This is a genomic window from Prauserella sp. PE36, from assembly GCF_003311655.1.
GTDB classification, from domain to species: domain Bacteria; phylum Actinomycetota; class Actinomycetes; order Mycobacteriales; family Pseudonocardiaceae; genus Prauserella_A; species Prauserella_A endophytica.
Window position 1 is genome coordinate 172526 of record NZ_QEQT01000111.1, and the last position, 26368, is coordinate 198893.

Annotated in this window: 25 protein-coding genes; 9 read left to right on the forward strand and 16 right to left on the reverse strand. The window is 71.1% G+C overall.

Annotated features, from left to right (window positions below; all coding sequences use genetic code 11):
• Positions 1-42 precede the first annotated feature (42 nt).
• Positions 43-1191: an acyl-CoA dehydrogenase family protein gene (locus DI005_RS37520; RefSeq protein ID WP_113645152.1), complete on the reverse strand. Its 1149-nt coding sequence runs from the start codon at positions 1189-1191 to the stop codon at positions 43-45.
• Positions 1192-1261: 70 nt separating this feature from the next.
• Between DI005_RS37520 and DI005_RS37525 the strand changes: the two genes are divergently transcribed.
• The 4 genes from DI005_RS37525 (at position 1262) to DI005_RS37540 (ending at position 6359) form a co-directional block, all read left to right on the forward strand.
• Positions 1262-1861, forward strand: coding sequence for a TetR/AcrR family transcriptional regulator (locus tag DI005_RS37525; protein ID WP_112264412.1), 600 nt, complete (start codon positions 1262-1264; stop codon positions 1859-1861).
• Positions 1862-1871: 10 nt separating this feature from the next.
• Entirely contained in the window at positions 1872-2792 is a 921-nt protein-coding gene (locus DI005_RS37530; RefSeq protein ID WP_113645153.1) for a carbohydrate kinase, read from the forward strand.
• Between the two features lie 235 nt (positions 2793-3027).
• Positions 3028-4341, forward strand: a complete 1314-nt coding sequence (locus DI005_RS37535) for a citrate synthase (RefSeq protein WP_112264698.1) — start codon at positions 3028-3030, stop codon at positions 4339-4341.
• Positions 4342-4616: 275 nt separating this feature from the next.
• Positions 4617-6359, forward strand: coding sequence for a bifunctional UDP-sugar hydrolase/5'-nucleotidase (locus DI005_RS37540; RefSeq protein ID WP_233520454.1), 1743 nt, complete (start codon positions 4617-4619; stop codon positions 6357-6359).
• Between the two features lie 223 nt (positions 6360-6582).
• Here the strand turns inward: DI005_RS37540 and DI005_RS37545 are convergent, their stop codons facing one another.
• From DI005_RS37545 to DI005_RS37560, 4 genes are read right to left on the reverse strand one after another with little or no spacing between them, the layout of a single operon-like run.
• Positions 6583-7782: an ABC transporter permease gene (locus tag DI005_RS37545; RefSeq protein ID WP_113645154.1), complete on the reverse strand. Its 1200-nt coding sequence runs from the start codon at positions 7780-7782 to the stop codon at positions 6583-6585.
• Positions 7779-8690, reverse strand: coding sequence for an ABC transporter ATP-binding protein (locus DI005_RS37550; RefSeq protein ID WP_113645155.1), 912 nt, complete (start codon positions 8688-8690; stop codon positions 7779-7781). The genes DI005_RS37545 and DI005_RS37550 overlap by 4 nt, the downstream gene beginning before the upstream one ends.
• Positions 8691-8748: 58 nt before the next feature.
• The gene (locus DI005_RS37555) at positions 8749-10299 is read right to left on the reverse strand and encodes a glycerol-3-phosphate dehydrogenase/oxidase (RefSeq protein ID WP_113645156.1); all 1551 of its coding nucleotides are present in this window, start codon (positions 10297-10299) and stop codon (positions 8749-8751) included.
• Positions 10296-10937 (reverse strand): TetR/AcrR family transcriptional regulator, encoded by a 642-nt coding sequence (locus DI005_RS37560; RefSeq protein WP_112264399.1) that lies wholly within the window; start codon positions 10935-10937, stop codon positions 10296-10298. Before DI005_RS37560 ends, DI005_RS37555 begins: the two co-directional genes overlap by 4 nt.
• Before the next feature lie 16 nt (positions 10938-10953).
• On the opposite strand from DI005_RS37560, the gene DI005_RS37565 reads away from it, so the two are divergent.
• Positions 10954-12585 carry an FAD-binding oxidoreductase gene (locus DI005_RS37565; protein WP_113645202.1) on the forward strand — a complete coding sequence of 544 codons (1632 nt, stop codon included), beginning with the start codon at positions 10954-10956 and terminating at the stop codon, positions 12583-12585.
• A gap of 39 nt (positions 12586-12624) precedes the next feature.
• On the opposite strand, the gene DI005_RS37570 is transcribed toward DI005_RS37565, so the two are convergent.
• From DI005_RS37570 to DI005_RS37590, 5 genes are all read right to left on the reverse strand, one after another.
• Positions 12625-13182 carry a gamma-glutamylcyclotransferase gene (locus DI005_RS37570; protein WP_233520455.1) on the reverse strand — a complete coding sequence of 186 codons (558 nt, stop codon included), beginning with the start codon at positions 13180-13182 and terminating at the stop codon, positions 12625-12627.
• Positions 13183-13247: 65 nt separating this feature from the next.
• Positions 13248-14348, reverse strand: coding sequence for an S-(hydroxymethyl)mycothiol dehydrogenase (locus DI005_RS37575; protein ID WP_112264395.1), 1101 nt, complete (start codon positions 14346-14348; stop codon positions 13248-13250).
• Between the two features lie 80 nt (positions 14349-14428).
• Positions 14429-15643: a peptidase C39 family protein gene (locus DI005_RS37580; RefSeq protein ID WP_113645157.1), complete on the reverse strand. Its 1215-nt coding sequence runs from the start codon at positions 15641-15643 to the stop codon at positions 14429-14431.
• Positions 15644-15695: 52 nt separating this feature from the next.
• Positions 15696-16094, reverse strand: a complete 399-nt coding sequence (locus DI005_RS37585; protein WP_112264392.1) for a PaaI family thioesterase — start codon at positions 16092-16094, stop codon at positions 15696-15698.
• Between the two features lie 114 nt (positions 16095-16208).
• Entirely contained in the window at positions 16209-17831 is a 1623-nt protein-coding gene (locus DI005_RS37590) for a long-chain fatty acid--CoA ligase (protein ID WP_112264390.1), read from the reverse strand.
• A gap of 316 nt (positions 17832-18147) precedes the next feature.
• Between DI005_RS37590 and mihF the strand changes: the two genes are divergently transcribed.
• Entirely contained in the window at positions 18148-18459 is a 312-nt protein-coding gene (mihF, locus tag DI005_RS37595) for an integration host factor, actinobacterial type (protein ID WP_168214177.1), read from the forward strand.
• Between the two features lie 40 nt (positions 18460-18499).
• Here the strand turns inward: mihF and DI005_RS37600 are convergent, their stop codons facing one another.
• A complete protein-coding gene (locus DI005_RS37600; RefSeq protein ID WP_113645158.1) occupies positions 18500-19654 on the reverse strand; it encodes an isochorismate synthase in 1155 nt (384 codons plus the stop codon).
• Between the two features lie 21 nt (positions 19655-19675).
• Positions 19676-20380, reverse strand: a complete 705-nt coding sequence (locus DI005_RS37605) for a 4'-phosphopantetheinyl transferase superfamily protein (protein WP_112264386.1) — start codon at positions 20378-20380, stop codon at positions 19676-19678.
• 96 nt (positions 20381-20476) lie between these two features.
• On the opposite strand from DI005_RS37605, the gene DI005_RS37610 reads away from it, so the two are divergent.
• The gene (locus DI005_RS37610) at positions 20477-21646 is read left to right on the forward strand and encodes an acyl-CoA dehydrogenase family protein (protein ID WP_112264384.1); all 1170 of its coding nucleotides are present in this window, start codon (positions 20477-20479) and stop codon (positions 21644-21646) included.
• Between the two features lie 69 nt (positions 21647-21715).
• Here the strand turns inward: DI005_RS37610 and DI005_RS37615 are convergent, their stop codons facing one another.
• Genes DI005_RS37615 through DI005_RS37630 form a run of 4 tightly spaced genes read right to left on the reverse strand, consistent with a single transcriptional unit; the run spans position 21716 to position 24944 of the window.
• Entirely contained in the window at positions 21716-22051 is a 336-nt protein-coding gene (locus tag DI005_RS37615) for a hypothetical protein (RefSeq protein ID WP_112264382.1), read from the reverse strand.
• 46 nt (positions 22052-22097) lie between these two features.
• Positions 22098-22700 carry a TetR/AcrR family transcriptional regulator gene (locus DI005_RS37620; RefSeq protein WP_113645159.1) on the reverse strand — a complete coding sequence of 201 codons (603 nt, stop codon included), beginning with the start codon at positions 22698-22700 and terminating at the stop codon, positions 22098-22100.
• Complete coding sequence (locus DI005_RS37625; protein ID WP_113645160.1) at positions 22691-24205, reverse strand: AMP-binding protein; 1515 nt, start codon at positions 24203-24205, stop codon at positions 22691-22693. Before DI005_RS37625 ends, DI005_RS37620 begins: the two co-directional genes overlap by 10 nt.
• Positions 24198-24944 carry an enoyl-CoA hydratase/isomerase family protein gene (locus DI005_RS37630; RefSeq protein ID WP_113645161.1) on the reverse strand — a complete coding sequence of 249 codons (747 nt, stop codon included), beginning with the start codon at positions 24942-24944 and terminating at the stop codon, positions 24198-24200. Before DI005_RS37630 ends, DI005_RS37625 begins: the two co-directional genes overlap by 8 nt.
• A 47-nt stretch (positions 24945-24991) precedes the next feature.
• On the opposite strand from DI005_RS37630, the gene DI005_RS37635 reads away from it, so the two are divergent.
• Positions 24992-25432, forward strand: coding sequence for a GNAT family N-acetyltransferase (locus tag DI005_RS37635; RefSeq protein ID WP_112264374.1), 441 nt, complete (start codon positions 24992-24994; stop codon positions 25430-25432).
• 34 nt (positions 25433-25466) lie between these two features.
• On the forward strand, positions 25467-26150 hold the full coding sequence (locus DI005_RS37640) for a metal-dependent transcriptional regulator (RefSeq protein ID WP_112264372.1): 684 nt from the start codon (positions 25467-25469) through the stop codon (positions 26148-26150).
• Positions 26151-26368: the final 218 nt, after the last annotated feature.

Consider the following 26368-nt stretch of genomic DNA (forward strand, 5'->3'; position numbering starts at 1 on the left):
CGGTGCGTTCAACGCAACAAAGGTGGCCTTGGGGGAAGGTGGCTACCCCTTTCGGAGTTCGCGGGCGATCACCATGCGTTGGATCTGGTTGGTGCCTTCGAAGATCTGGGGCACCTTCGCCTCGCGCATGTACCGCTCGACGGGGAAGTCGCGGGTGTAGCCGGCGCCGCCGAGCACCTGGACGGCGTCGGTGGTCACCTTCATCGCCGCATCCGTCGCCACGAGCTTCGCGATCGACGCCTGACGCTGGAACGGCAGCCCGCGGTCACGCCGCCGCGCGGCCTCGAGGTAGGTCGCCCTCGCCGACTCCACCGCCGCCGCCATGTCGGCGAGCAGGAACTCGACGCCTTGGAACTCGATGATCGGCTTGCCGAACTGGTTGCGGCCCTTGGCGTAGGTGACGGCCTCGTCGAGCGCCGCCTGCGCGAGCCCCACGGAGCACGCCGCGATCCCGAGCCTGCCCGAGCTGAGCGACGCGAGCGCGATCCTGAGTCCTTCACCCTCCGCGCCGATGAGCCGGTCGGTTTCCACGCGCGCGTCGTCGAAGAGCAACTGCGCCGTGGTGGACCCGGTGAGGCCCATCTTGCGCTCGGGCGGGGCGGCCGCGAGGCCCGGCGTCGCGCCGTCGACGAGCAGGCAGCTGATGCCGGCGCCGCCCGGCTCGTCGGACGTACGCACCATCGTCGTGTAGAAGTCCGCCTGTCCGGCGTGCGTGATCCACGCCTTCGCGCCGTTGACGACGTACGCGTCGCCTTCGCGGCGCGCCCGCGTCGACAGCGCGGCGGCGTCGGAGCCGGCGTGGGTCTCCGACAGCGCGTACGCCCCCAGCAGGTCACCGCCGAGCATCGCGGGCAGCCACCGCTCGCGCTGCGCCTCGGTGCCGTAGTGGGCGAGGGCGAAGCACGACATCGTGTGCACCGAGAGCCCGACGCCCACGGACATCCACGCGCTCGAGATCTCCTCCAGCACCTGCAGGTAGACCTCGTAGGTCACCTCGCCGCCGCCCCAGCGTTCGGCGTACGGCAGGCCCAGCAGGCCCGACTTGCCGAGCAGCCGGAACTGCTCGCGCGGGAAGCGCTCCGCCTCCTCGTACTCCGCCGCGAGCGGAGCCAGCTCGTCCCGGGCGATCTCCCTGGTCAGCGAGATCAGGTCCTCGGCCTCGGTGGTGGGCAGCAGTCGTTCCGCAGGCATCGTCGTCTCCGGCTTCCGTACTGAAATCAGTACTGTGGTGGCATTCGCAGTACTAATATACGGTAGCAGGATGCCCCCGAAACAGCTCCGCGCCCGCAAGCAGCCCACCGCGCGTCAGCGCGCGCTGCTCGGTGAGCTGGAGGAGCTGTTCCTCGCGGAGGGCTTCGTGGAGTTCACGCTCGACGACCTCGCCGCCCGCCTGCGCTGCTCAAAGTCGACCCTCTACACGCTCGCCGCCAGCAAGGAACAGCTCGCGGTCAAGGTCGTCGCCCACTTCTTCAAGGGCGCCGCCGACCGCATCGAGCAGCGCATCGATGGCATCGACGACGCACGCAAGATCATCGAGGTCTACCTCGCCGGCGTCGCCGACGAGCTCAAGCGAGCGTCCGACCGGTTCATGGCCGACGTTGCCGCGTTCGAGCCGGCTCGGGCGACGTACCGCATGAACTCGCAGGCCGCGGCGGCCCGGATCCGGTCGTTCATCGCCAAGGGTGTCGCCGACGGCGTCTTCCGGGAGGTCCACGCGACGCTCGTCGCCGAGCTGGCCAGCCTGCTCGTGGAGGGCATCCAGACCGGTGTGGTGCGCGCCCGCACCGGGGTCTCGGACGCGGAGGCGTTCACGGCGCTCGCAGAACTCCTGTTGGGAGGGATACAGCGGCGGGTGGGATAGCATCGCGGCCGTGATTGTCTCCGGCGGTGAAGCCCTCGTCGACCTCGTCCCTGCCGAGTCCACAGTGGACCTGCTCGCCCCCCGGCTCGGCGGCGGGCCCTACAACGTCGCGCTCGCGTCGGCACGGCTCGGCGTGCCGACGGCGTTCCTCTCCCGGATCTCCACCGACCGGTTCGGCGACGCGCTCGTCGAGCGACTGGAGGCGTCCAACGTGGACACCTCGCTGCTGCAGCGCGGGCCCGAGCCGACGACGCTGGCCGTGGTGGCGCTCGACGAGAACTCCAGCGCCCGGTACAGCTTCTACACCGAGGGCACGGCCGACCGGCTCGTGACAGACCCCGGCCCGCTGCCCGAGCACACGACCGCGTTGTCGCTCGGCACGCTCGGCATGGTGCTCGAACCCGGCGCGAGCGCGTACGAGGCGGTGCTGCGGCGTGAGTCGGAACGGGGCGTGCTGACCGCGCTGGACCCGAACATCCGTGCGGACATGATCACCGACGCCGTCGCCTACCGGGCACGGTTCGCGTCGTGGCTGCCGTACGTGCGGCTGCTCAAGCTGTCGATGGACGACGCCGAGTGGCTGGCCGAGGGCGCCGGCGTGCTGGAGGCCGCGAAGGGCTGGCTCGACGCCGGGGTGGAGGCCGTCGTGCTCACCAAGGGCGGCGACGGGCTCTCGGTCGTCACCGCCGATGGCGAGGTGGCGAGCGCCCCGACCGTGCCGGTCGATGTCGTCGACACGATCGGTGCCGGCGACACCGTGCAGGGCGCGCTGCTCGCCTGGCTCGTCCAGCAGGACACTCAGCGGCCCTCGGACCTGGAGCCCGCGGACTGGGGCCAGGCGCTCGGTTACGCCGCGCGCGCGGCCGCCATCACGGTGTCACGGAGCGGCGCGGAGCCGCCCACCGCGGACGAGCTCGCGCAATTTCTGTAACCGCATGAGGTATTCGTCACGGCAGACCCCGATGACCGTGTGAACCTGATCGCAAACGATTAGCTGTGGGTAACACCACGGCTGCGAAGAAGGCGTCCTCTGGACTAGCGTAAGGAGGAATAAATACCCCAGCGGGGCGGTGTGCGACGAGGCTCAAGGGCCCTTCGCGTACGAATGCGGTGACCAGCGAAACCTGCTGTCACCACCGGCCCGTGTGACCGTGAGAGGCATGTGCATGTCCGACGCGACTGCGGCGCAGTCCGGGGGCGAGAACGTCGTGCTCCGCCTGCCGAGTGGCGAACACGAGTTGAAGGTCGTCCGCGCCGTCGAGGGCGCCCCCGGAATCGAGCTCGGGAAGCTGCTGGCCCAGACCGGCTACATCACCTACGACCCCGGGTTCGTGAACACCGGGTCGACGTCCTCGGCCATCACCTACATCGATGGCGACCAGGGTGTGCTGCGTTACCGCGGTTATCCGATCGAGCAGCTGGCTCAGCATTCGAACTTCCTCGAGGTCTCCTACCTGCTGATCTACGGCGAGCTGCCGACCGCCGCCCAGCTGGAGGACTTCACGACGCGCATCAACCGGCACACGCTGCTGCACGAGGACCTCAAGCGGTTCTTCGACGGCTTCCCGCGTGACGCGCACCCGATGCCGGTGCTCTCCAGTGCCGTCTCGGCGCTGTCCACCTTCTACCAGGACTCGCTCAACCCGTTCGACGAACCGAACGTGGAGCTGTCCACCATCCGGCTACTGGCGAAGGTGCCGACCCTGGCCGCCTACGCCTACAAGAAGTCGATCGGCCAGCCGTTCCTCTACCCGGACAACTCGCTCGGGCTCGTGGAGAACTTCCTCCGGATGACCTTCGGGCTGCCCGCGGAGCCGTACGAGATCGACCCGGACGTCGCGAAGGCGCTGGACCTGCTCTTCATCCTGCACGCCGATCACGAGCAGAACTGCTCGACGTCGACGGTGCGGCTCGTCGGCTCGTCCGAGGCCAACCTGTTCGCCAGCATCTCGGCCGGCATCATGGCGCTCTTCGGCCCGCTGCACGGTGGCGCCAACAGCGCGGTGCTCGAGATGCTCGACGGCATCAAGGCCGACGGCGGCGACGTGAACGACTTCGTCAACCGCGTCAAGAACCGCGAAAAGGGCGTCCGGCTCATGGGCTTCGGGCACCGGGTCTACAAGAACTACGATCCGCGCGCGAAGATCATCAAGAAGACCGCCGACGACATCCTCACCAAGATCGGCGGCGGTGACGAGCTGCTCGACATCGCGAAGGCGCTGGAGGAGCGCGCGCTCTCCGACGACTACTTCGTCGAGCGCAAGCTCTACCCGAACGTCGACTTCTACACCGGTCTGATCTACCGGGCGCTGGGCTTCCCGACGAAGTACTTCACGGTGCTCTTCGCGCTGGGCCGCCTGCCCGGCTGGATCGCGCACTGGCGGGAGATGATCCAGGACCCGCAGACCAAGATCGGCCGCCCGCGCCAGATCTACACCGGCGAGAAGCAGCGCGACTACAAGCCGGTCACGGAGCGCTGATCCCTCAGGCCGGTCCCTCTGCAGTGAAGGCCACCTTGCCTGCGCCCACCCGTCTCCCACCACCACCCAAACGGAGACGCTGCGCGCCACTGTGTTGATCCAACGCAGTGAAGGTGGCCTTCACTGCGTCCGGGGGTGGGTGAGAAGTCGCCTGGTGTTCAACTGGGCGTTCGGCGGGAGCCGCCTGAGCGGGTAACGATGTGTCGATCTTGGCCGCACATCGCGAGAGGAACGCGTCCGTGCCTCGTCCCCGGCTTCCCCGCCTAACCGCCGCGTTGAGCGCTGCCGTACTGCTCGGCACGCTCACGCCTGCCGCCACCGCCGAGCCGCTGGCCTCGACCGTGCCGGTGCAACTGCTGTCCATCACCGACTTGCACGGCTACTTCGGCGAGTACACCGCCACCGTGCGCCCGACTGCCGGCGCGCCCGCGGAGACCGTCGGCGGCGGTGCGTACCTGGCCACGCACCTCGACCGGCTGCGCGAGGGCGAACGGAACTCGATCCTCTTCTCCGCGGGTGACGACTTCTCCGGCTGGCCGGACGAGACGGAGTGGTTCTGGAACGAGCCGACGGTCGAGTACCTCAACCGGATCGGGCTCGACTTCTCCACGGTGGGCAACCACGAGATGGACCGGGGCATCGAGTTCCTCCGCCACATGATGGACGGCACGTGTGAGGGCAGGCCAGACGACGACCTGTGCTTCACCGACTCCACGGGCAGGCGGTTCCGGGGCGCCGACTACGAGTACTACTCGGCGAACATGGTCCGCGAGCACACCGCGTCGCCGGTGGTGCGGCCGTACCACGTGGAGTACGTCGACGCGGGCGGCGGGCGGAAGCTGCCCGTCGGCTTCGTGCACACCACGACCAGCCTGACCTCCAGCGAGCAGATGTCATACACCCCGCGCGGTATCGAGTACCTGCCCGAGGCCGGGCCGATCAACGCCTACGCGAAGATCCTGCGCAGGCAGGGTGTCTCGGCGATCGTGGCGGTGGTGCACGAGGGCTTCAGCCAGCGGGGCGGCGCGGGCTACAACGACTGCGACTCACCGTCCGGTCCCGTGGTGGAGCTGAACGAGCAGATCGATCCGGCCGTGGACGCGATCGTCACCGGGCACTGGCACGCGCAGGTCAACTGCATGCTGCCCGACCCTGCCGGCAACCCGAGGCCGGTGGTCGAGGCGGGCGATGCGGGCAAGCTGATCAACGAGATCGAGCTGCGGCTGGATGCGCGTACCGGTGAGGTGGTGCGGGAGCTGACCCGGTCGGTGAACCACCCGAACACGCGGGACGTGCCGCCCGACCCGGAGATCCTGGGCATGACCGCGTACTGGAAGGAGCGGCTCGCCGAGCGCGCGAACACTCCGGTCGCGACGGTGACCGAGGACCTGACGCGCACTCGCGACGCCGCGGGCGAGTCGAGCCTCTACAACCTCACGGCCGACGCCTTCCTCTGGGCGGCCAGGCGGGACGGCCGCGCGGACCTCGCCGTTGCCATGCCGGACATCCTGCGCAGGGACGTCACCCACGCCGCCGCGGCGGGCAGCCCGGCCGACGCCGACGGGCGGGTGCTGTTCTCGGAGCTGGCGGTCGGGACGGTCTACGACAGCGGCATCGGCGTCGGGCTCGTGCGTGGCTCGGTGAAGGGCAGGCAGGTCGACGAGCTGATCGAGAGCCAGTGGCAGCGTGCCGCCGACGGGTCGGTGACGTTCCGGCCGCTGGCCTTCTCGGGCAACGTGCGCTACACGTACGACCTCGCCAAACCCGTCGGGTCGCGGGTCGACCCCGGTGACGTCCGGCTCGACGGCAGGCCGCTGCGACCGAACGCCGACTACCGGATCGCGACGCTGGCGAACAACTTCTTCGCCAAGAACGCGACGCCGAGCTTCACGGCGTTGTTCACCGCGCGCAACCAGGACCGCAGCAGCTTCAACGGCGGCGACGCGCTGTGGCGGTACCTGGAGGCCCGCTCGCCGGTCTCGGCTCCCGAGCCGGGCCGGATGGCTCCGGCGAGCTGACCGGCTCGCCCCGGCCCGGCGCTTCGAGGGGAGCAAGGGAGCTTTACTCCCGTTTTCCGGTAGTAAAGCTCCCTTGCTCCCTTCCGCGCTGCCGGAAACGCAGAACTCGCGGTCCCGAGCGCACGACTCGCGCTCCTGAGCGCAGAACTCGCGGTCGGGACCGCGGAACTCGCGGTCCTGAGCGGGGGACTCGCGGGCTGGAGCGGGGGACTCGCGAGGGGCGTCACGCCCGGAGGGCGTCCTTCAGGCGGATGCGGCTGCCCGTGCGCAGGATCGCCGCCCGGTACACCCGCCCGCCGAGCCACGTCAGCGCCGCGATAGCGGCCAGGGTCAGCACCAGCGCGGCCACGATCTCCAATGCGCCTGCCGAGCCCGTCGCGATCCGGCTCGGCAACAGGATGGGCGACAGCGGAGGCAGCAGCGAGAGCACCGTCGCCGTCGTTCCCTCCGGCTCCTGCACCACCGTGAAGCCCGCGATGAAGCCCACCAGCAGCACCATGGACACCGGCGTCAGCACCGTCTGCACGTCCTCCTGCCGCGACACGAGCGAGCCCGCCGCCGCGAACACGGTCGCGTAGAGGAAGAAGCCCAGCACATACCACACCAGGCCCCACAGCAGGGTCGTCGTCGCGACCCCGGTGATCGTCAGCGCCCCGGTCGCGCTCGCCATCGCGAGCCCGGCCACGCCGAGGATCGCCAGCTGCACCAGGCCCGTCAGCCCGAGCCCGATCACCTTGCCCAGCAGCAGGTGCCACGGCCGCACGGTGGACAGCAGGATCTCCACCACCCTGCTCGACTTCTCCTCCACGATGCCCTGCGCCACCAGCGAGCCGTACGCCGTGATGCCCATGTACAGCAGGAACATCATCACCAGCGCGATCACGATCCGCTGCCCCTGCGCCGGGTCGTGCTCCTCGAACGAGGTCACCTGGATCCGCGCCGCGTCGACGTCGCGCATCACCTCGGCCGGGTTCAGCCCCGCCTGCACCAGTTTGGCGCTCAGCACCTCCTGCCGCGAGATCCCGGTGAGCACCGCCTCCAGCTGCTGGTCCAGTTCGGACTTCACCTGCACCCGCAGGCTCGCCGGGCTGCCCGACACCAGCACGTCCAGGTCACCGGACTCGACGTCGGCCATGCCCTCCGCGGCGTCGGCGACCCGGCGCGTCTCGACGTCGAGCCCGAGCCCCTCGGCGCCGGCCCGGAGCGGTTCCGCGATCGCGGCCGCCTGTCCGGTGAGTCCGACCGTCGTGCGTTCCGCGTTGCTCACCAGCGCGGTCTGGAAGAGCAGGTAGCCGGCCAGCACGGCCAGGATCACGGCCGTGCCGATCAGGAATCCGCGCGTGCGCAGCCGGGCGCCCAGCTCCCGCTGCGCCACGAGCCGCACCGCCGCGGCGGGGGAGATGGGACGGCGGAGGCCGCTCACTTGTCAGCTCCTTCGGTGACCGCACTGCGGAACAGCTCGGTGAGCGACGGGTGGTGCCGCGTGAACTCGCGGACCGGTCCGGTGGCGAGCGCAGCGGCCAGCACGTCCTGGTCGTCGGTGCCGGGCGCGAGCTCCACCACCGTGTCGTCGCCGTTCTCGGCGACCACACGAACGCCGGGCAGCGCCGCCGCCCAGCCGCAGGTGGCCGCGGGTGCCCGTACGGTGATCCGCACCGCCGCGCCCGAGGTCAGCTCCGCCACCGAACCGCACGCGACGATCCGTCCATTGCGGATGATGCCGACGCGGTCGCACAGCCGCTCGACCAGGTCGAGTTGGTGGCTGGAGAACACCACGGGCACCCCGGTGGCCGCCTTCTCGCGGAGCACGTCGCTCATCACGTCCACGGCGATGGGGTCGAGCCCGGAGAACGGCTCGTCGAGCACCAGCACGTCGGGATCGTGCACGAGCGCGGCCGCCAGCTGCACGCGCTGCTGGTTGCCCAGCGACAGCTTCTGCACCTCGTCCCGTCGTCGCTCGGTGAGGCCGAGCCGCTCGATCCACAGCTCCGCGCTTCGGTGCGCCTCGATCGCGGGCACGCCGTGCAGCCGGGCGAGGTAGACGAGCTGGTCGAGCACCCTCATCTTCGGGTAGAGGCCGCGCTCCTCGGGCAGATAGCCGATTCGGGTGCGGGTCTCGTGAGTCACCGGGCCGCCGTCGAAACGCACCTCACCCGCGTCGGCGGCGAGCACGCCGAGCACGATCCGCATGGTGGTGGTCTTGCCTGCGCCGTTGCTGCCGACGAAGCCGAACAGCTCCCCGGGACGGACGTCGAACGTCACCGCGTCGAGGGCCCCGACATCACCGAAGCGCTTCGACACGCGGTCGATCTCCAGTGTCCCCTCGCCCATGCCTGCTTCCCCTCTTCCCCACGTTCACGGGAGAGGGTACGCGGTGTGCCGGTTGCCGTCAGGCCGTCTCGGCCAGCCCATGCAGGGTGCGCGCGACCAGGTCCTCCACCCGCTCGCGCGCGGCGGCGGCCTCGCCAGGGACCAGGCCCAGCCGCGTGCGCCGGTGCAGCACGTCGTCGGCGTCGAGGGCGCCCTCGTGCCGGACGGCCCAGACCACCTCCGCCCCGGTGACCTCACAGCCCGGGAACAGCGGCCTGCCGAGCTCGTCGTCCACCTCGGCCAGCGCGGCCACGCGCGGCGCTTCCGTGCCGTACTTGGCGACCAGCCGGGGCGGCGCCTCCACTGTGGACAGCGCGGCGCGGTCGGCGGCACCGAGCAGTGGCAGGTTCGCGGTGCGCGCCGGGCCTGCGGGCAAAGTCGCGGCACGCACGGCCGCGGTCACGGCGTCCTCGGCCATCTTCCGGTACGTCGTGAGCTTGCCGCCGACCACCGTGAGCACGCCCGTTGCCGGGTCGGTGAGCACCGCGTGCCTGCGGGAGAGGTCGGCGGTGGTGCCGTCGGCGGCCAGCAGCGGGCGGAGCCCGGCGAAAGAGCCGAGCACGTCGCCGGGCCGCAGCTCCCGCTCCAGCACGGCGGAGGCGACCGTCAGCAGAAAGTCCACATCGGACTGCGGGGCCTCCGCGACGTCGGGCGGGTCACCGGCGAGGGGCTCGTCGGTGATCCCGAGGTAGATCCGCCCGTCCTGCTGGGGAAGCAGGAAGACGAACCGGCTGTGCGAACCGGGAACGGGCACCATCACCGATGTCTCGCCCAGCCCGGTGCGGCCAGCGTCGAGCACGAGGTGCGAGCCGAGGGACGGCCGCAGCCGCACGGACGGCACGAGGGCGCCCGCCCACACCCCGGCCGCGTTGATCACCTGCCGGGCGTGCAGCTCCACGGCGTCGCCGCTCAGCTCGTCGCGGGCGAGCACGTGGTCGGCACGAAGGTCCGTCGCCCGCACCCTGGTGAGGATGCGGGCGCCGTGCGCGGCCGCCGTCCTGGCCAGTGCGACGACCAGGCGGGCGTCGTCGGTCAGCGCGCCGTCGAAGGACAGCAGCCCGCCGCGCAGGCCCGTGCGGCGCAGTCCCGGTGCGAGCGCCAGCGCCTCCGCGGCAGGTATCGAACGGGGCCTCGGCAGCAACGACGACGGCGTGCCCGCGGTCCTGCGCAGTGCGTCGCCAGCGTGCAGGCCGGCGGCGGTGAGGAGCCTCGCCGAGCGCGGCGTCGTGGCGTAGAGCGGGAAGAGCTGCGCCAGCGGCCGGGTCAGGTGGGGCGCTGTGCGGGTCATGAGGATGCCGCGCTCCACCGCGCTCTCCCTGGCCAGCGCCACGTCGCCGTGCGCGAGGTAGCGCAGCCCGCCGTGCACGAGCTTGCTGGAGAACCGCGAGGTGCCGAACGCGAGGTCGTGTGCCTCGACGAGTGCGACCGAGAGCCCGCGCGACGCCGCGTCGAGCGCGATGCCCGCCCCGGTGACGCCGCCGCCGACCACGAGCACGTCCACGCGCTCGCCCGTAGCCAGCTCGGCCAGCTCCCTCGTCCGCCTGCGCGCGGACAGCGACGCCCTGATCACGGCGCCAGCGCCGCGTCGAGGACGTGCCGCAGCTCGGCGAGCAGGGTCTCTTCACCGACGTCGACGGTCGCCGGGCGCAGCGACAGCACGAACGACTGCACGACGAGCAGGACCGCGCGAACCTGCGCGGCGACGTCACCGTGGCGAACGGAGCCCTCGCGCTGCCCCGTCTCCACCAGCGCGCGCACGACGTCCTCCGCCAGCCGCTGCGTCGCGCCGAGCCGCTGCGTGACATAGGGCAGCAGCAGGTCGGCGTCGAGGTCGAGCACTGTGCGCATGAGCGGGTCGGCCACGAGCGCGCGCACGCCCCCGACCGCGCTGTCCACCAGCCGTTCGCGCGCGGAGCTCGCAGGACGCACCTCCGAGGCGACCGCGTGGAGCAGCGCGCCGAACTCCCGCGTCATCAGCGCCGCGAGGATGCTGCGGACGTCGGGGAACCTTCGGTAGAGCGTCATGCGGCTGACGTGCGCGGTGCGGGCGATCTCGGCGAGTGTCGTGCGCCGGACGCCGCTCGCGAGGACGCACTGCTTGGCGGCGTCGAGCAGGTCGTCGTCGGACACGCGGCTCGCGGCGGGCCGGTCGCGGGTCTCGGCGAGCGCGCTTCTGACCCGCACGGCAGTGTGACGTTCGGCCTTCATGTGTCACACTTTAGTGGTGAACGACAGTGTTGACCACCGGCTGCGGGGTTCGTGGACACCCGAGGGCGCGAGCGAGATCGAACTCGCTCCCAAGGCCGTGCGCTGGCTCGCGCAGCGTATCGGCGAATGCACCGCGAACGCTCCTGTCGCACCCGATTCGGCCATGGCGGTGGCGCCGTCCCGGATACCCGAGGCCGCGCACGCCAAACTCGTCGCGATCGTCGGCGAGGAGCACGTGCTCGACGAGGCGGCCGAACGGCTCGGGCGCAGCGGCGGCCTGTCCTACCTCGACCTCCTGCGGCGCCGGTACCCGTCCTCACCGCCCGCCGTGCCCGACGCGGTGGTGCTGCCCGGCGATCCCGAGCAGGTGCAGCGAGTGCTCGACGTGTGCGTCGAGCACGACATCGGCGTGGTGCCGTTCGGTGGCGGGACCTCCGTCGTCGGCGGGGTCACCGCGCTGCGCGGCGACAAGGACAGCGTGCTCGTGCTCGACCTGGAGCGGCTCGACCGGCTCGTGTCCGTCGACCCCGTCTCGCGCGTCGCCGTGCTGCAGGCCGGGGTCCGCGGTCCCGACGCCGAGCGCCTGCTGTCGGTGCACGGTCTCACGCTCGGCCACGTGCCGCAGTCGTTCGAGCGGGCGACCATCGGCGGGTTCGCCGCGACACGTTCCGCGGGCCAGGCGTCGTCTGGGTACGGCCGCTTCGAGGACATGGTGACCGGGCTGCGCCTGGCGACACCGCGGGGCGAGTGGCGGCTCGGCGTCGCGCCCGCGTCGGCGGCGGGGCCGGACCTGCGGCAGCTCGCCATCGGCAGCGAGGGCACGCTCGGCGTGATCACCGAGGTCGCCGTGCGCGTGCGTCCGCTGCCCGAGCGCGAGCGGTTCGAGGCGTTCGCGCTCGACGGCTGGGAGCGCGGCACGCTCGCGGTCCGTCACCTCGCCCAGCGCGGGCTGCTCGCCGACGTCACGCGGCTATCCGATGTGGACGAGACGGCGTCGACGCTCGCGCTGGCCGGCAGCTGGAAGACGGCCCTGCTGCGCCGGTACCTGGGCGCGCGCGGAATCGCCGATCCGTGCCTGCTGATCCTCGGCTGGTACGGCGACGCCGTGCACCGGCGCAGGGAGGCCGTGCGCAGTCTCAGGGCGGCGGGCGCGGTCGGCTTGGGCACGGCGCCGGGACACGCGTGGCTGAGGAACCGGTTCGCCGGCCCGAGGCAGCGGGACGCGCTGCTCGACCTCGGCGTGTGCGTCGAAACGCTGGAGACGGCGGCGCACTGGGGCGACCTCGGGCCGCTGTACGAGCGGGTGCGGGCCGCGCTGCACGGTGCGCTCGACCGGCCACACGTGCTGTGCCACGTCTCGCACGCCTACGAGACCGGCGCGTCGCTGTACTTCACGGTGCTCGCCACGCGCGACGAGGCCGACCCGATCGGCCAGTGGGAACGCGCGAAACGCGCGGCGTCGGAGGCGATCGCGGGCGATGTGCCCGCCACCATCACCCACCACCACGCCATCGGCACCGACCATGCCCCCTACCTGGCGGCGGAGATCGGCGAACTCGGCGTGGACGTGCTCAGAGCGGCGAAGTCCGCACTGGACCCCACGGGCATCCTCAACCCGGGCAAACTCCTGCCACCCCAGCCGCAGTGAAGGCCACCTTCACTGCGTTCAACGCAGTGAAGGTGGCCTTCACTGCAGTAGCGGGATCGGCTCCGCGTCGAGGCCGTGCGTGCCGGCCGGGGTGCCCTCCAGCCGGATGGCTTCGTGCTGGGCGACGTCGGCCGTGCGCACCGGAGCGCCGTCCACCAGCAGCGGCATCCGCGCGGGCCCCGCGCCGACGTAGGTGAGCACGTCCTCGACCACCGAGCCGTCCTCCAGCCGCACCCGGCCCGTGCGCAGCCTCGCGAGGTCGTAGCGCACGCCCCGGCCCTCGCACCGGTCGAGCACCTCGACCTGCTCGGGCGTCGCGAACCACACGGCATGCCACTCCGTCACCCCCGGCGCGGCCGCGAGCGTCGCGGTGCGCTGGCCGTCCCGCGCGCGCAGACCGGCCGCCCACACCGCGGCGACACCGTGGCACTCCGCCCGCGCCACCACCACCGGCTCCGCGCCGAGCCCCAGGTTCTCGCGCAGCCACGTGATCTTCGAGGGGCACGCGTTGGAGCCGTAGGCCAGCACCGGAACGCGCCCGGTGCGCCAGCCGGCCGGTGCGGTGCCCAGCGCGTACCCCGCCCCGTCCCGGTGCACGAACGAACGATCCGGTCGCGCACCGGGGTAGGGGTTCTCGGGGAACTCCTCGTCGGTGAACAGAATCAGTCGAACACCACCACGCTGCGCAGCACCTCGCCCTTGTGCATGCGGGCGAACGCCTCCTCGACGCCGTCCACCGCGATGCGCTCGGTGACGAACTTGTCGAGCGGCAGCCTGCCCTGCAGGTAGAGGTCCACGAGCATCGGGAAGTCCCGCGACGGCAGGCAGTCGCCGTACCACGACGACTTGAGCGAACCGCCGCGCGAGAAGAAGTCGATGAGCGGCATGTCGTCGAGCCGCATGTCCGGAGTCGGCACGCCGACGAGCACCACCGTGCCCGCGAGGTCGCGCGCGTAGAACGCCTGCTTCCACGTCTCGGGCCTGCCCACCGCGTCGATCACCACGTCGGCGCCGAACGAGCCGGTCAGCTCCTGGATCGCCTCGACGATCTCGTCCTGGCTCCTGCCGCGCGCGTTCAGGGTCGCCGTGGCGCCGAACTCCTTGGCCCACTCCAGCTTCTTGTCGTCCATGTCGACGGCGACGATCGTGGTCGCCCCGGCCAGGCGCGCGCCCGCGATCGCGGCGTCACCGACGCCGCCGCAGCCGATCACGGCGACGGAGTCGCCGCGCGTCACGGCGCCGGTGTTCACGGCCGCGCCGATACCCGCCATCACGCCGCAGCCGAGCAGACCGGCCACAGCGGGCTCCGCGGCCGGGTTCACCTTCGTGCACTGTCCGCTGTGGACGAGCGTCTTCTCGAGGAACGCCCCGATGCCGAGCGCGGGGCTCAGTGCCGTGCCGTCGGCGAGCGTCATCGGCTGCCGCGCGTTGAACGTCGAGAAGCAGTACCACGGCTTGCCCTTCTCGCACGCCCGGCACGTGCCGCACACCGCCCGCCAGTTCAGCACCACGAAGTCGCCGGGCTCCAGGCCCGTCACGCCCTCGCCGACCTGCTCGACGTAGCCGGCCGCCTCGTGGCCGAGCAGGAACGGGAACTCGTCGTTGATGCCGCCCTCGCGGTAGTGCAGGTCGGTGTGGCACACCCCGCACGCCCTGACCGACACCACCGCCTCGCCCGGCCCCGGATCCGGCACGAGCACCGTCTCCAGCGACACCGGCTCACCCTGCGCGCGCGACACCACGCCCTGCACCTCGTACGGCATTGGCTCCTCGTCCTTTCCGCAGCGTTGCCCAGAGCCGCAGCTTGCCACGGATCATGCGCTCATCGCGACTTGCGCATGGGTCAGGGTGTGATGAGGTAGACGACGCCGCCGGGCCCGCTCGCGACGTTGCCGTCGGCGTCGTGGCGCTTGGTGCGTTGCCAGATCGTCTCGAACTGCGCGCGGTCGTAGACCTTTCGGACACCCTCGGCGCTGTCGGCCGCGGGGTCGTTGACGATCACGTCGCCGTCTTCGGTGAAACCGACGACCACCATGATGTGGCCCGCCGTGCCGTACCCGGCGCCGTCGAGCTCGCTCGCGAGGAACGACTGCGACGTGATCACGGGGATGCCGCGGGCGACGTAGTCCTCCAGTTCGGTCAGCGAGTGCAGCCGCGTGACGTGGCCCTCGAGCCCGTAGTTCCCGGCGTAGGCGGTGTTGAACGGCCAGTTGCCGGTGCCCTCGTAGGCGTAGTCGTAGGTGAAGCGCGCGGCGTGCGCCACGGCGCGGTCGGGATAGTCCTTCGGCAGCCAGGACAGCTCCCGCTCGCCCGGACCACTGCCCAGGAACTCCAGCACCATCGCGGTGGACGTGGGGCTGCACCAGTTCTCGCCGCCACCGCCGTACTCGGGGTAGCTGCCCCGGTGCACGTTCTGGGCGTAGCGCGGCACCGGCAGCTCGATCCCGCGGGCCGGGCCCGGCCGCGAGACGGTCACCTCGAAGCGGTCGGGCACGAGCGACGTCATCGCTCCCGCCGTGCGCAGCACGGGCGTGGCCGAGCTGCCGCGCTCGCGGTAGAGGCTGACCCGCAGCTGGTAGGACCGCAGGCGCACGCCCGGCTTGGCCACGAGGGTGTCGACGTTGACGCTCGCGTGCGCGTCGTCCTGTCCCGGCACCGATGTGCGCCGGAGGTCGGCGTCGTCGTGCGCCCAGTCGCCGAGGACGTACCAGGCCGTGTCGGCGCCGGACGCCGTCCGCGCCCTGGCCTCGACCCGCAGCCATGTCCTCGGCGGGGTGTCGGCGGTCCAGGAGGCGATCAGCTCGCTCGCGTCGAAGCCGGGTGAGCGCACCGGCGAGGTCCAGCGCCCGTACTCGTACCCGTCGTCGACGCCGGCGGGTGTGCCGATCCGCAGGCCGTTCTCACCGGCCTCGACGCCGGTGAGCTCGCCCGCGAAGCCGCGGTCGGCATCCCAGGAGTGGTAGTCGATCCGTTCGTCCTCCTGGGCCACCGCGGGCGGCTGAGCGACCGTGGAAGCCGCGATGACCGCCAGTACGACCGTGCAGAGACGTCCACGCATGGCAAAAGATTTTCGCCTTCGGCTGGACTGCGTGTAAACCGCTTTCGTCCGATCAGATCACGGCTTGGGTCTGGGTGACCTTGGCTGCGAGACGGCCGTCGTCGTCGTGGACCTCGGTCTCCACCACGATCACCCTGCGGCCCACGTGCAGCGGGCTCGCCGACGCGGTGGCGTGGCCGCCGCGGATCGGGCGCAGGAAGCTCGTGCGCGACTCGATCGTCGTGGTGCCCTGCGCGCCTTCGGGCAGGTTGAGGAACGCGCAGACGGCGGCAGTGGAGTCGGCGATCGACATGAGCACGCCGCCGTGCATGGTGTCCCCGAGCGTGCAGAGCGTCGGGTCCCACGCGAGGCGGCTGCGCACGAGCTCCCTGGATTGTGCGAGCACCTCGAGCCCGAGCCGCTCGGTGAACGGCATGGTCTTGTGGAACAACTCGGTGCCCTCAGCGTCCATGCCACCCACCCTTTCGCACCGGGAACGCGGAGTCGATTACCTCGGGGGTAACGCTCCCCAAGGCCACCTTTGTTGCGTCCAACGCAACAAAGGTGGCCTTGGGGAGCGTCGGCGTCAGAAGTGGGCGACGTCGAGCTTGCCCTCCGCGTGGGCGGCGCGCAGGCGCTTCTTGTCGAACTTGCCGACGCTGGTCTTCGGCACCTCCTCGACGAAGGTCCAGTGCTCCGGCAGCTGCCATTTGGCCACCTTGTCCTGCAGGAACGTCCGCAGCTCGTCGGCGCTCACCTGCTCGCCCTCGCGCAGCACGACGGCCACCAGCGGGCGCTCGTCCCACTTCTCGTCGGGCACCCCGATCACCGCCGCCTCGGCGACGGCGGGGTGCGACATCACGGTGTTCTCCAGATCCACCGACGAGATCCACTCGCCGCCGGACTTGATGACGTCCTTGGCGCGGTCGGTCAGCGTCAGGTAGCCGTTCGGGGTGATCTTGCCGACGTCACCGGTGCGCAGCCAGCCGTCGTGGAACTTCGCCGGGTCCGCGTCGCCGTAGTACCCGCCCGCGATCCACGGGCCGCGCACCTCCAGCTCGCCGACGCTCTCGCCGTCCCACGGGACCTCGTTGCCGTCGTCGTCGATGAGCCGCGCCCGCACCGAGGCGGGGAAGCGGCCCTGCGTGTAGCGGTACTGCCACGCCTCCTCGCCGGTCGCCGACGCGGGCGGGCGGGCGACGCTGCCGAGCGGCGACGTCTCCGTCATGCCCCACGCGTGCAGGATCGGCACGCCGTAGCGCTCCTCGAACGCGTGCATCATCGCCGGCGGCGCCGCCGAGCCGCCCACCACGACTTCGCGCAGGTGGGAGATGTCCTGCGGGTTCGCGTCGAGGTGCTGGAGGAGGCCCTGCCAGATCGTCGGAACCGCGCCCGCGAACGTCGGCCGCTCGGCGGCGAGGATCTGCGCGATCGGCTCCGGCTGCAGGAAGCGGTCCGGCATGATCATCGAGGCGCCCACCATGAACGCCGCGTACGGCATGCCCCACGACATCGCGTGGAACATCGGCACGATCACCAGCGCCTTGTCCGACTGGTCGAGCCGCATGCTGTCGCTCATGCACACCTGCATCGAGTGCAGCCAGATCGACCGGTGCGAGTACACGACCCCCTTGGGGTCGCCGGTGGTGCCGGAGGTGTAGCACATCGCGGCCGCGGAGCGCTCGTCCACGACGGGCCAGTCGAACGTCTCCGGCTGGGCCGCGAGCAGCTCGTCGTAGGCGTGCACCTGCACACCCTCCGGGGCCTCCAGCGACGCGGGGTCGCCGTTCGCGACGATCACGTGCTGGACGGTCTTCAGCTGCGGCAGCTGCTTCGCGAACAACGGCACGAGCGTGCCGTCCACGATCACCACGTGGTCCTCGGCGTGGTTGGCCACGAACACCAGCTGCTCGGGGAACAGCCGGATGTTCAGGGTGTGCAGCACGGCGCCCATCGCGGGGATGGCGAGGTAGGCCTCGAGGTGCTCGGCGTTGTTCCACATGAACGTGCCCACGCGCTGGTCACCGGTCACACCGAGGCCGCGCAGCGCGTTCGCGAGCTGGGCGGCGCGCTTGCCGACCTGGCCGTAGGTCGCCCGCCTAGGGCCCGAGGAGGTCCACGTGACGACCTCGCTCTCGGAATGCAGCGTGGAGCCGTGCCGGAGCAGGTCGGCGAGGGAAAGCTGGTCGTCCTGCATGGTGCTCAACATCGTGTTCTCTCCCGCGGGTCCGCTCGACTGTGAACTGGATTACGCGCGAGCCTAGTGCGGGAAAAGTGGCATCGGCATGTGCTGAGTGCACAACCGTTACGCACCCCCGCTGGGCCCCCTCACCGCGGTAGTGGCCCCCTGACCTGCATGACCCGGTTGAGGGGACATTGCGTGTCGATTTCGCGGTCTCGGTCCTCTTGGCGTTTACTGGGGCCCGTGGTAAGTGACGGCCTGGCCAGCGCTTGCTCGGGCAAGCACCTGGGGACCCGGGTTGTCGCCGCTCTCACGCGGCACCCGAGAAGAAAGGATTAGTACGTTGGCTTTGCCTACGTTGACCCCGGAACAGCGGGCGGAAGCCCTGGCCAAGGCGGCCGAGGCTCGCAAGGCGCGCTCGGAGCTGCTCGCGTCGATCAAGTCCGGCAAGGAGAGCATCGACAAGGTGCTGAACCGGGCGAAGGAAGACAAGACGGTCGGCAAGACCAAGGTCACGCAGCTGCTGAAGGCCGTGCCTGGCCTGGGCACCGTCAAGGTGGCCGCGCTGCTCGAGCAGGCAGGCATCGACCCGGACCGCCGGGCCGCCGGCCTCGGCGAGCGTCAGCGCGAAGCCCTCATCAACGCGCTCAAGTAGCTCCTCCGGGCTGCTCACCCGACGTGGGTGGCCGGCCGGGTCAGAACTCGGCCAGCCACCCACGCGGTAGCCCCATGGCCTCGGCCAGGGTGGCGAACTTCGCGGACGTCTCGTCCAGCTCTGCCCACGGGTCCGACTCCGGCACGATCCCGCCCCCCGCGTACAGCCGCAGCGACCGCTCGGCCACCTCGGCGCAGCGGATCGTCACCGCCCATTCCCCGTCGCCCTCGGCGTCCACCCAGCCGACCGCGCCCGCGTAGTACCCGCGCTCGAACGGCTCCAGCTCCGTCACCAGCTCGCGTGCCGACTCGGTCGGCGTTCCGCAGATGGCGGGCGTCGGGTGCAATGCCGCCGCGAGGTGCAGCGCGGTGACGTCCCGGTCGGCCAGCTCTCCCGTGATCGTGGTGCCCAGGTGCCACATCGTCGGCGTCGAGACCAGCTCCGGCTCCTCCGGCGCGTCCAGCTTGCGGCAGAACGGCCGCAGCGCCTCCACCACGGCCTCGGCCAGCACCGCGTGCTCGATGTGGTCCTTGCGCGAGGCGAGTAGCGCCTCGCCGTTGTCCCGGTCGGTCACCGGGTCGGCCGATCTCGGCATCGACCCCGCGTGCGGGTGCGACACCACGCGGTCGCCCTGACGCGAGAGCAGCAGCTCGGGGCTCGCGCCCACGAGCGTCCGACCGCCGGGCAGGCCGGCCGCGAACGTGTAGCCGCGGTCGTTGTCCTTGACCAGGTTGTGCAGGACCGCCTCCGGCGGCACCGGCTCGGTGAACTCCAGGTCGAGCGCTCGCGCGAGCACCACTTTGCGCAGGCCCCGCTCGCCGAGCTTCCGCACGGCGTCGGCCACGGCCTCGACGTGCCGTCGCCCTTCGGGAACCGGGGAGACCCGCTCGGGGAGGCCGACGTGGCGGCGGGGGAGGCGGTCGACGGCGGGGTGTGGCCTGCCCGCGAAACGCACGTCCTCGGGGATCACGATGCGGGCCGGGGTTCCGCCGCCGGCGGCGCTGTCGAACGGCAGCACGCCCGCGGCGATCGGGGTCCGCGCGTCGGTCAGCGCCCTGCGCACGCGCTCGGCGAGCCGGGCCTCGTCGGTGCCCGTCAGCTCGGTGTCCGCGCCGGAGCCGAGGATCGTGCGGTGCGCCGTGGCGAGGAAGAAGTCCCCTCGCGCGTAGTCCTCGAGCAGTCGCGCGGCGTCCATATCGCACTATTGTCCGCCTGTTCAGCGGCCCGGAGACCACCAGTGCTGCGTGACCTCCATCTCCTCGCCCGGCAAGGCCGTCAGCACCGCCACCGCGGCGCGGTAGCCGTCGCCGGGGTCGAGGTCGGCCATGCGGGTGCGCTCCGGCGACAGCGCGGGGTCGGCCGAACCCGCAAGCCGCGCGGGTTCGCCGGGAGGAGACATCGTGAGGCTCGTCAGCGGGATCCGAAGGCCACGCCCGGTGGCCTTCATGACGGCTTCCTTGCGCGTCCAGTACCGGAAGAACGCGTCGGCGCGCTCCCGCTCGGACAGGTCCTCCAGCGCGGCGCGCTCGGCGTCGTTGAGCGCGTAATCCAGCAGCGAGTCGTCGGCCTTCCTCGTCGCGCTCTCGACGTCGAGGCCCACCGCGGCGCCACCGGTGAGCGCGACGCCGATCCGCTCGCCCGAATGGGAGATCGACAACGCCAGTTTCGCTCCGGGAACGCGCGGCGGGCCGTGCTGCTTGCCGCAGTCGTCGCACGTCGCGTCGAACTCCACCTCGGCGGGCGTGCTGCCGAGGTGCCCGGCGGCGACGGTCTTGGCGAGCACCCTGCCCGTCAGGAACCGGCGTTTGTCCTCGTCGCGGCGGTACGCGGCGTGCCGCTCGCGCTCGGCCGGGCCGAGCAGCGACAGGTGCTCGCCGCTCTCGGCGAGCGGGGTCGCCCACCACACCGCGCAGTCGATCACGTAGCGAATCTACGGGGCGCCCGGCAGGTGCCGCCAGGCCGTTCGTGCGTTACCTTTGTCCTAAGCAACCGCTTAGTAACGAGGGAGTCGGCGGCGATGGATTTCAGTCTCAGCGTCGAGGAGCGCGAGATTCGTGACTGGGTGCGTACCTTCGTGCAGCGGGAACTCGTCCCGCTGGAGCAGGAGGTGCTGCGCAGGGAGCGGGCCGGGCAGCCAGGACTGCCCTCCGACCAGCTGGAGGAGCTCCAGCTGAAGGCGCGTGACTCCGGCTTCTGGGGCGTGCAGACACCCGAGGAGTACGGCGGCATGGGCCTCTCCGCGGTGATGACGGCGCTGCTGGAGGCCGAGCTCGGCCGCTCGTTCGTGCCCTTCCGCTTCGGCGGCGCGGCCGACAACATCCTCTTCTACGCCAACGAGGAACAGAAGCAGCGATACCTGCTGCCGACCATCGAAGGCAAGCGCAAGTCCTGCTTCGCCATCACCGAGCCGGGCGCGGGCTCCGACGCGAAGGCGATCAGGACCACCGCGCGCAAGGACGGCGCCGACTGGGTCATCAACGGCGAGAAGACGTTCATCACGGGCGGCAACGAGGCCGACTTCACGATGGTCTTCGCCATCACCGACCCCGAGAAGGGCGCCAATGGCGGGGTGACGTGTTTCCTCGTCGACCGCGAGATGGGCTGGCGTTCCGAGTACATCGACACGATGGGCGAATGGGGTCCCGCGGCGCTGGTCTTCGAGGACGTCCGGGTGCCCGAGAGTCAGATCCTCGGCGAGCTGGGCCAGGGGTTCAACCTCGCCATGCAGTGGATCGGCCGCGGCCGCTACCTGCTGCCGGCCCGCGCCATCGGCTCGTGCGAGCGGCTGCTGTCCATGGCCATCGAGCACGCCAACACCAGGGAGACGTTCGGCGCGCCCATTGCCGACCGGCAGGCGATCCAGTGGATGATCGCCGACTCCGGCGTGGAGCTCGAGGCGCTGCGCTGGCTGGTGCTGCACGCCGCGTGGCAGGTGGACTCCGGAATGGACTCCCGGCACGCGCAGTCGATCGCCAAGCTGTACGGCGGCGTGAAGGCTAACGAGATCGTCGACCGCGTGCTGCAGATCCACGGCGGCATGGGCTACACGCGGGAGCTGCCGATCGAGCGGTGGTACCGCGAGCTGCGGCTGCTGCGCATCTACGAGGGCACCGACGAGATCCAGCGCAGGACCATCGCCCGGAACCTGCTGCGGGGCCACGTGAAGCTGGGAGGAGCCCTTGGCTGAGGCCGGCCCGCGAGCTCGCGCTGTGGTGGCAGGGCGCGAAGCCCTGCCACCACAGCGGGGTGGTTCTACTCAGGAACGGGCGGTGTCGCCCTTCTGCCGTAGTGCCAGCGGCACGCCTGCGAGGTCCTCCTCGTTGCAGAGGATCTTCAGGTCGTAGTACGGAAAGCCGTCCCGTTCGTCATAGTCGAGGTGGACTGCGAGCACGTCCACCGGCTCGCCGAGCCACTGCTGGGCCTGCCGGAGCCAGCCGGCGCAGCGCTCCAGCGCGGCCGGGAGATCGTCATCGCGGAATTCGACCGGGCGGTAGGGCACGTCCTGTACCTGATCCCGTGGGTCGGAGGGCGTCGGAAGGCCCGGAGCGAGACCCGCGTCGTCGAGTTCCAGCTGGATTGTTTCCTCACTCACCCCACGAGCGTCCCTCAGCGGCGGCTCCGGGGCAAGCTTGGGGGTGTCAGGAGTTCGCCAGACCACAGCGTCCGGGGGCGGGAACGCCCAGCGCACGCAGGGTGAGTTCGACGTGGTGGTCGGCCACCTGATGCAGGGTCAACGCACCTCGAGGCGAGTACCAGCGGGCCACTCCGTTGCACATGTCAAGCACCGCGATCCGCGTGACGGCGGGCTGAGCGGTGTCGAAAACCCCCTCTTCCCGGCCCGCCTCGATCGTGTCGGACCACAGCTGTTCGTAGGCGTCCCGCAGCTGGACCACGTCCTTGCGCAGCCGGGGCGACAACACCTCGACGTGGTCGTCCACCACCCTGGTCTCGTTCGGCTGCCTGGCGTGCGCGGTGACGTGCAGTGTGACGAGCCTGCGGATGCGCTCGACCGGATCGGTGACGCCGTCGACGGCCTTGGTCGCGTCGTCGAGCAGGCGTTGCAGGCAGTCGCGCATGATCCCGGCGAGCAGTTCCTCCTTGGTGCCCATGTAGTGGTACAGGCTGGCCGACGAGAGCTTGGCGGCCTGCGCCAGGTCCCTGATGCCGGTACCGTGGAAACCTTTGGTGGCGAACAGTTTCACCGCCGCGCGGCGCACGCGTTCGCCGGTGCTCACAGCCATGTGCGCTCCACCCGGTCGTAGGATCCGGTGAGCTTCTCGGCGGCCTTGCGCAGCTCGCCCTTGGCGACCCGCTCCGACGGCGTCATGGGCAACGAGTCCACAAAGGACCAGTAGCGGGGCACCTTGAAGTAGGCGAGCCGTTCGCCGCAGAACCCGGCCAGTTCCTCGGGATCGGGCTCACCGTCAGCGACGACGTACGCGCGGATCTCCTCGCCCCGCAACGCGTCCGGCACGGGGAGCACGGCCGCCGAGCGCACCGCGGGATGCAGCAGCAGTGCCCGCTCCACCTCGTCGGCGGAAACGTTCTCGCCGCTGCGACGGATCATGTCCTTGGTGCGACCGGCGTAGAAGACCCGGCCGTGCTCGTCCATCCAGGCCAGGTCGCCGGTGCGGAACCAGCCGCCGCGAAACGCACTCGCCGTCGCCTCAGGGTCGTCGTGGTAGCCGTGCATCAGGCCGACGCCCCTGACCAGCAGCTCGCCGGTCTCCCCTCGGGGCAACGGCTTCCCGTCCTCGTCCGCGATCATCGCCTCGCGCGAGGGCGTCGGCGTGCCGATGCAACCGGTGCCCACCAGCTCGTCGTGGTCGGCGGGGCCGACCCGCAGGTCGCCGCCGGTCTCCGTCATGCCGAACGCCTCGAACCACGGCACGCCCCAGCGTTTCTCCAGCGCGGCGTGCAGCTCCCGCGGAATGGCCGACGCGCTGACAGCCCGCACCCGGTGCATGTGGTCCTCCGGCGACTCCGGCTGACGCAGCAACAGCGTCGGCATCAGGCCGAGGCAGTAGAACCACGTGACGCCGTGCTCGCGCACCTTCGCCCAGAACGTCGAAGGATGGAACCTGTCGAGCACCACGAGGGTAGCGCCGCTCGCGAGCCCGGCAGCCACGTTCCACTGTGGATCGACGTAGTGGAACGGCTGCGCCGTGAGCAGGACGTCGTCGTCACTCAAGTGCGGGAACTCGGTGACGAGGCCCTCGGCGAGCGTCGTCCAGTACCGGTGCGGCAGCACGCAGCCCTTGGGCGCACCGGTGGTGCCCGAGGTGTACTGGATGTTCACGGGCAGCTCCGGTGCGCGTTCCGGCTTGGGTGGCGGTCCTGCCGGGCGCAGCTCGCCGACCGTGAGCACCCGTTCCACCGACGTTCGAGGGGCGATCGTGGTCAGCAGGCCGGTGAACTCCTCGGTCGTGACCGCGAACCGCGCGCCGGAGTGGGCGAGCACGTGCTCCCCGTCCAGCTCGCGGTAGTTGGTGTTGACCGGCACCAGCGCCGCCCCGAGCTTGGCGAGCGCCAGCCACAGCAACGGGAACTCGGGCTGGTTGCGCAACATCACCGCCACCCGGTCGCCCCGGCGCGTGCCGAGTGCGGCGAGTGCGGAGGCGAGCTCGTCGCTGCGGCGGTCGACGTCGGCGAAAGTCAGCCGCTCGCCGGTGGCGTCGAACACCCACGCCGTGCGGCCGGGCCGCCGCCGCGCGGCCTCGGTGACGAGTGCGACGAGATCAGCCACGGGTCCGGAACTCCGCCGTGGTGCGGGCGACCTCCGGGGTGTGCTCCGTGAGCAGGGCGTGGCTGATCTCCAGCTCCAGCGCCGTCTCCACCGCGCTGTCGACACCCCGGTCGATGGCGCGCTTGGCGAGTGTCACCGCGGCGGGCGGCTGCTCGGCCAGCCTCCTCGCCCAGGCAAACGCGAACTCCAGCAGCTCGTCGCGGGCCACGAGCTTGTTGACCAGGCCCATACCTTTCGCCGCCGCGGCGTCGACCCGCTCCCCGAGCAGCACCAGCTCCTTGGCCTTCGCGGGCCCGATCAGCAGCGGGAGCAGGCGCGACGCCGCGCCCGTGACGCTCAGTCCCAGCGTCGCCTCTGGGAAGGCGAACACGGCGTCGTCGGCGGCGACCACGAGATCGCAACCGAGCGCGAACTCCGCGCCCGCGCCGATGGCGTAGCCGTGGACGGCGGCGATCACCGGCTGCGGCAGGCCCCGCAGTTTGCGCGTGACGTCCTGCAGCCGTTCCAGTCGCACCCGGGAGTCGCCGTCGCCCGCGGGCTCCTTGAGGTCGTGCCCCGCGCAGAAGGCCCGGCCGCGTCCGGCCAGCACCACCGCGCGGGCGTTCTCGTCGGCGGCGATCGCGTCGAGCGCACCCAGCAGATCGTCCACCAGCTCCGGCGACACGGCGTTCAGCCGGTCGGGCCGGTTCAACCAGACGAGAGCGACTCCCTCGGCGACGGTCAGCTCCACGGTGCCCATGGCCCAGAGTCTAGACGAACCGATCGATCGATCGATAGTCTTCCTGCATGCCGGTTCGTGATGCGGAGGCCGCCGACGTCGAGGAGATCTGCGCCCTCATCGAGGAGCACGCGCGCTACGAGGGCAACGAGGAACTCGTGCTCGACCGCGCGGACATGGCGCGGCACCTGTTCGGGCCCGACCCGAAGGCGTGGGTGCTGATGGCCGAGTCCGGCGGCGAGGTGGCCGGGATGGCGTTCTGCTCGTGGAACTTCTCGACGTGGGAGGCGCGGCCGGGCATCTGGCTCGACGACATCTTCGTGCGGCCGGCGTTCCGGCGGCACGGCCTCGGCCGGGAGCTGCTGAACGAGCTGCGCAAGCGCACCAGCGGGCGCGTCGAGTGGGACATGCAGGAGGGCAACGAGCGGGCGGCGGCGTTCTACGCGGATCTCGGCGCGGAGCCCGTGCCCGGGTGGATTCGGTATCGTTGGCGTCCTGACCTGGCCTGATGGTGCGTGAAGTGAGGTCCGTATCGTGGAGGGCATGGCAGATGGCTCCAACCGGCGTTCGTCCTCGATCGAGGACTACGTGCGGGCTATCTATGGCCTGGTCGAGCGGGGTGAGCCGGTCACCAACACGTCGCTGGCGGCGCGGCTCGAGGTGAGCCCGTCCTCGGCGTCCGGAATGGTGACCAAGCTGTCGCAGCAGGGGCTGGTGGCGCACGTGCCGTACCGCGGCATCGAGCTCACGCCCGCGGGCAGGCAGCTGGCGAGGTCGGTGCTGCGCAGGCACCGGCTGATCGAGTCGTACCTGGTCTCCGAGCTCGGCTACACCTGGGACGAGGTGCACAGCGAGGCCGATCTGCTGGAGCACGTGGTGTCCGACCTCCTCGTGGAGCGGATCGCGGCGAAGCTCGGCAACCCGGTGCGCGACCCGCACGGCGACCCCATTCCCGCGGCGGACGGCAGCGTCGAGGAGCTGTCGACCCGCCTGCTCGACGAGCTGCCCGCCGGATCCGTCGGCGAGATCGTGCGCGTGTGGGACACCGATCCGGATCTGCTGCGCTACCTGGCGGAGCGTTCGATCACCCTGGGTGACCGGATCGAGGTGGTCGAGCGGCAGCCCTTCGGTGGCCCGGTGGTGGTCAAGGTGGGCCCTCCGGCGCGTGCGGAGACCCACGCACTGGGCACGGAGATCGCGCAGGCGCTGTCGGTAGCCGTCCGCTGACGCCGCGCGCGAGTCCCCCGCTCCGGCGCGCGAGTTGCCCGCTGCGGCGCGCGAGTTGCCCGCTGCGGCGCGCGAGTTGCCCGCTGCGGCGCGCGAGTTGCCCGCTCCGGCTGCCGAGTCTTGCGTCCAGGACAGCGGGATGGTGCGTTCCGGCGCGGGGAGCGTTGTCCGGAAGGGGCGACTCGGCGTCGGGAACGGGGAACTCGCGGGCGAGAGCG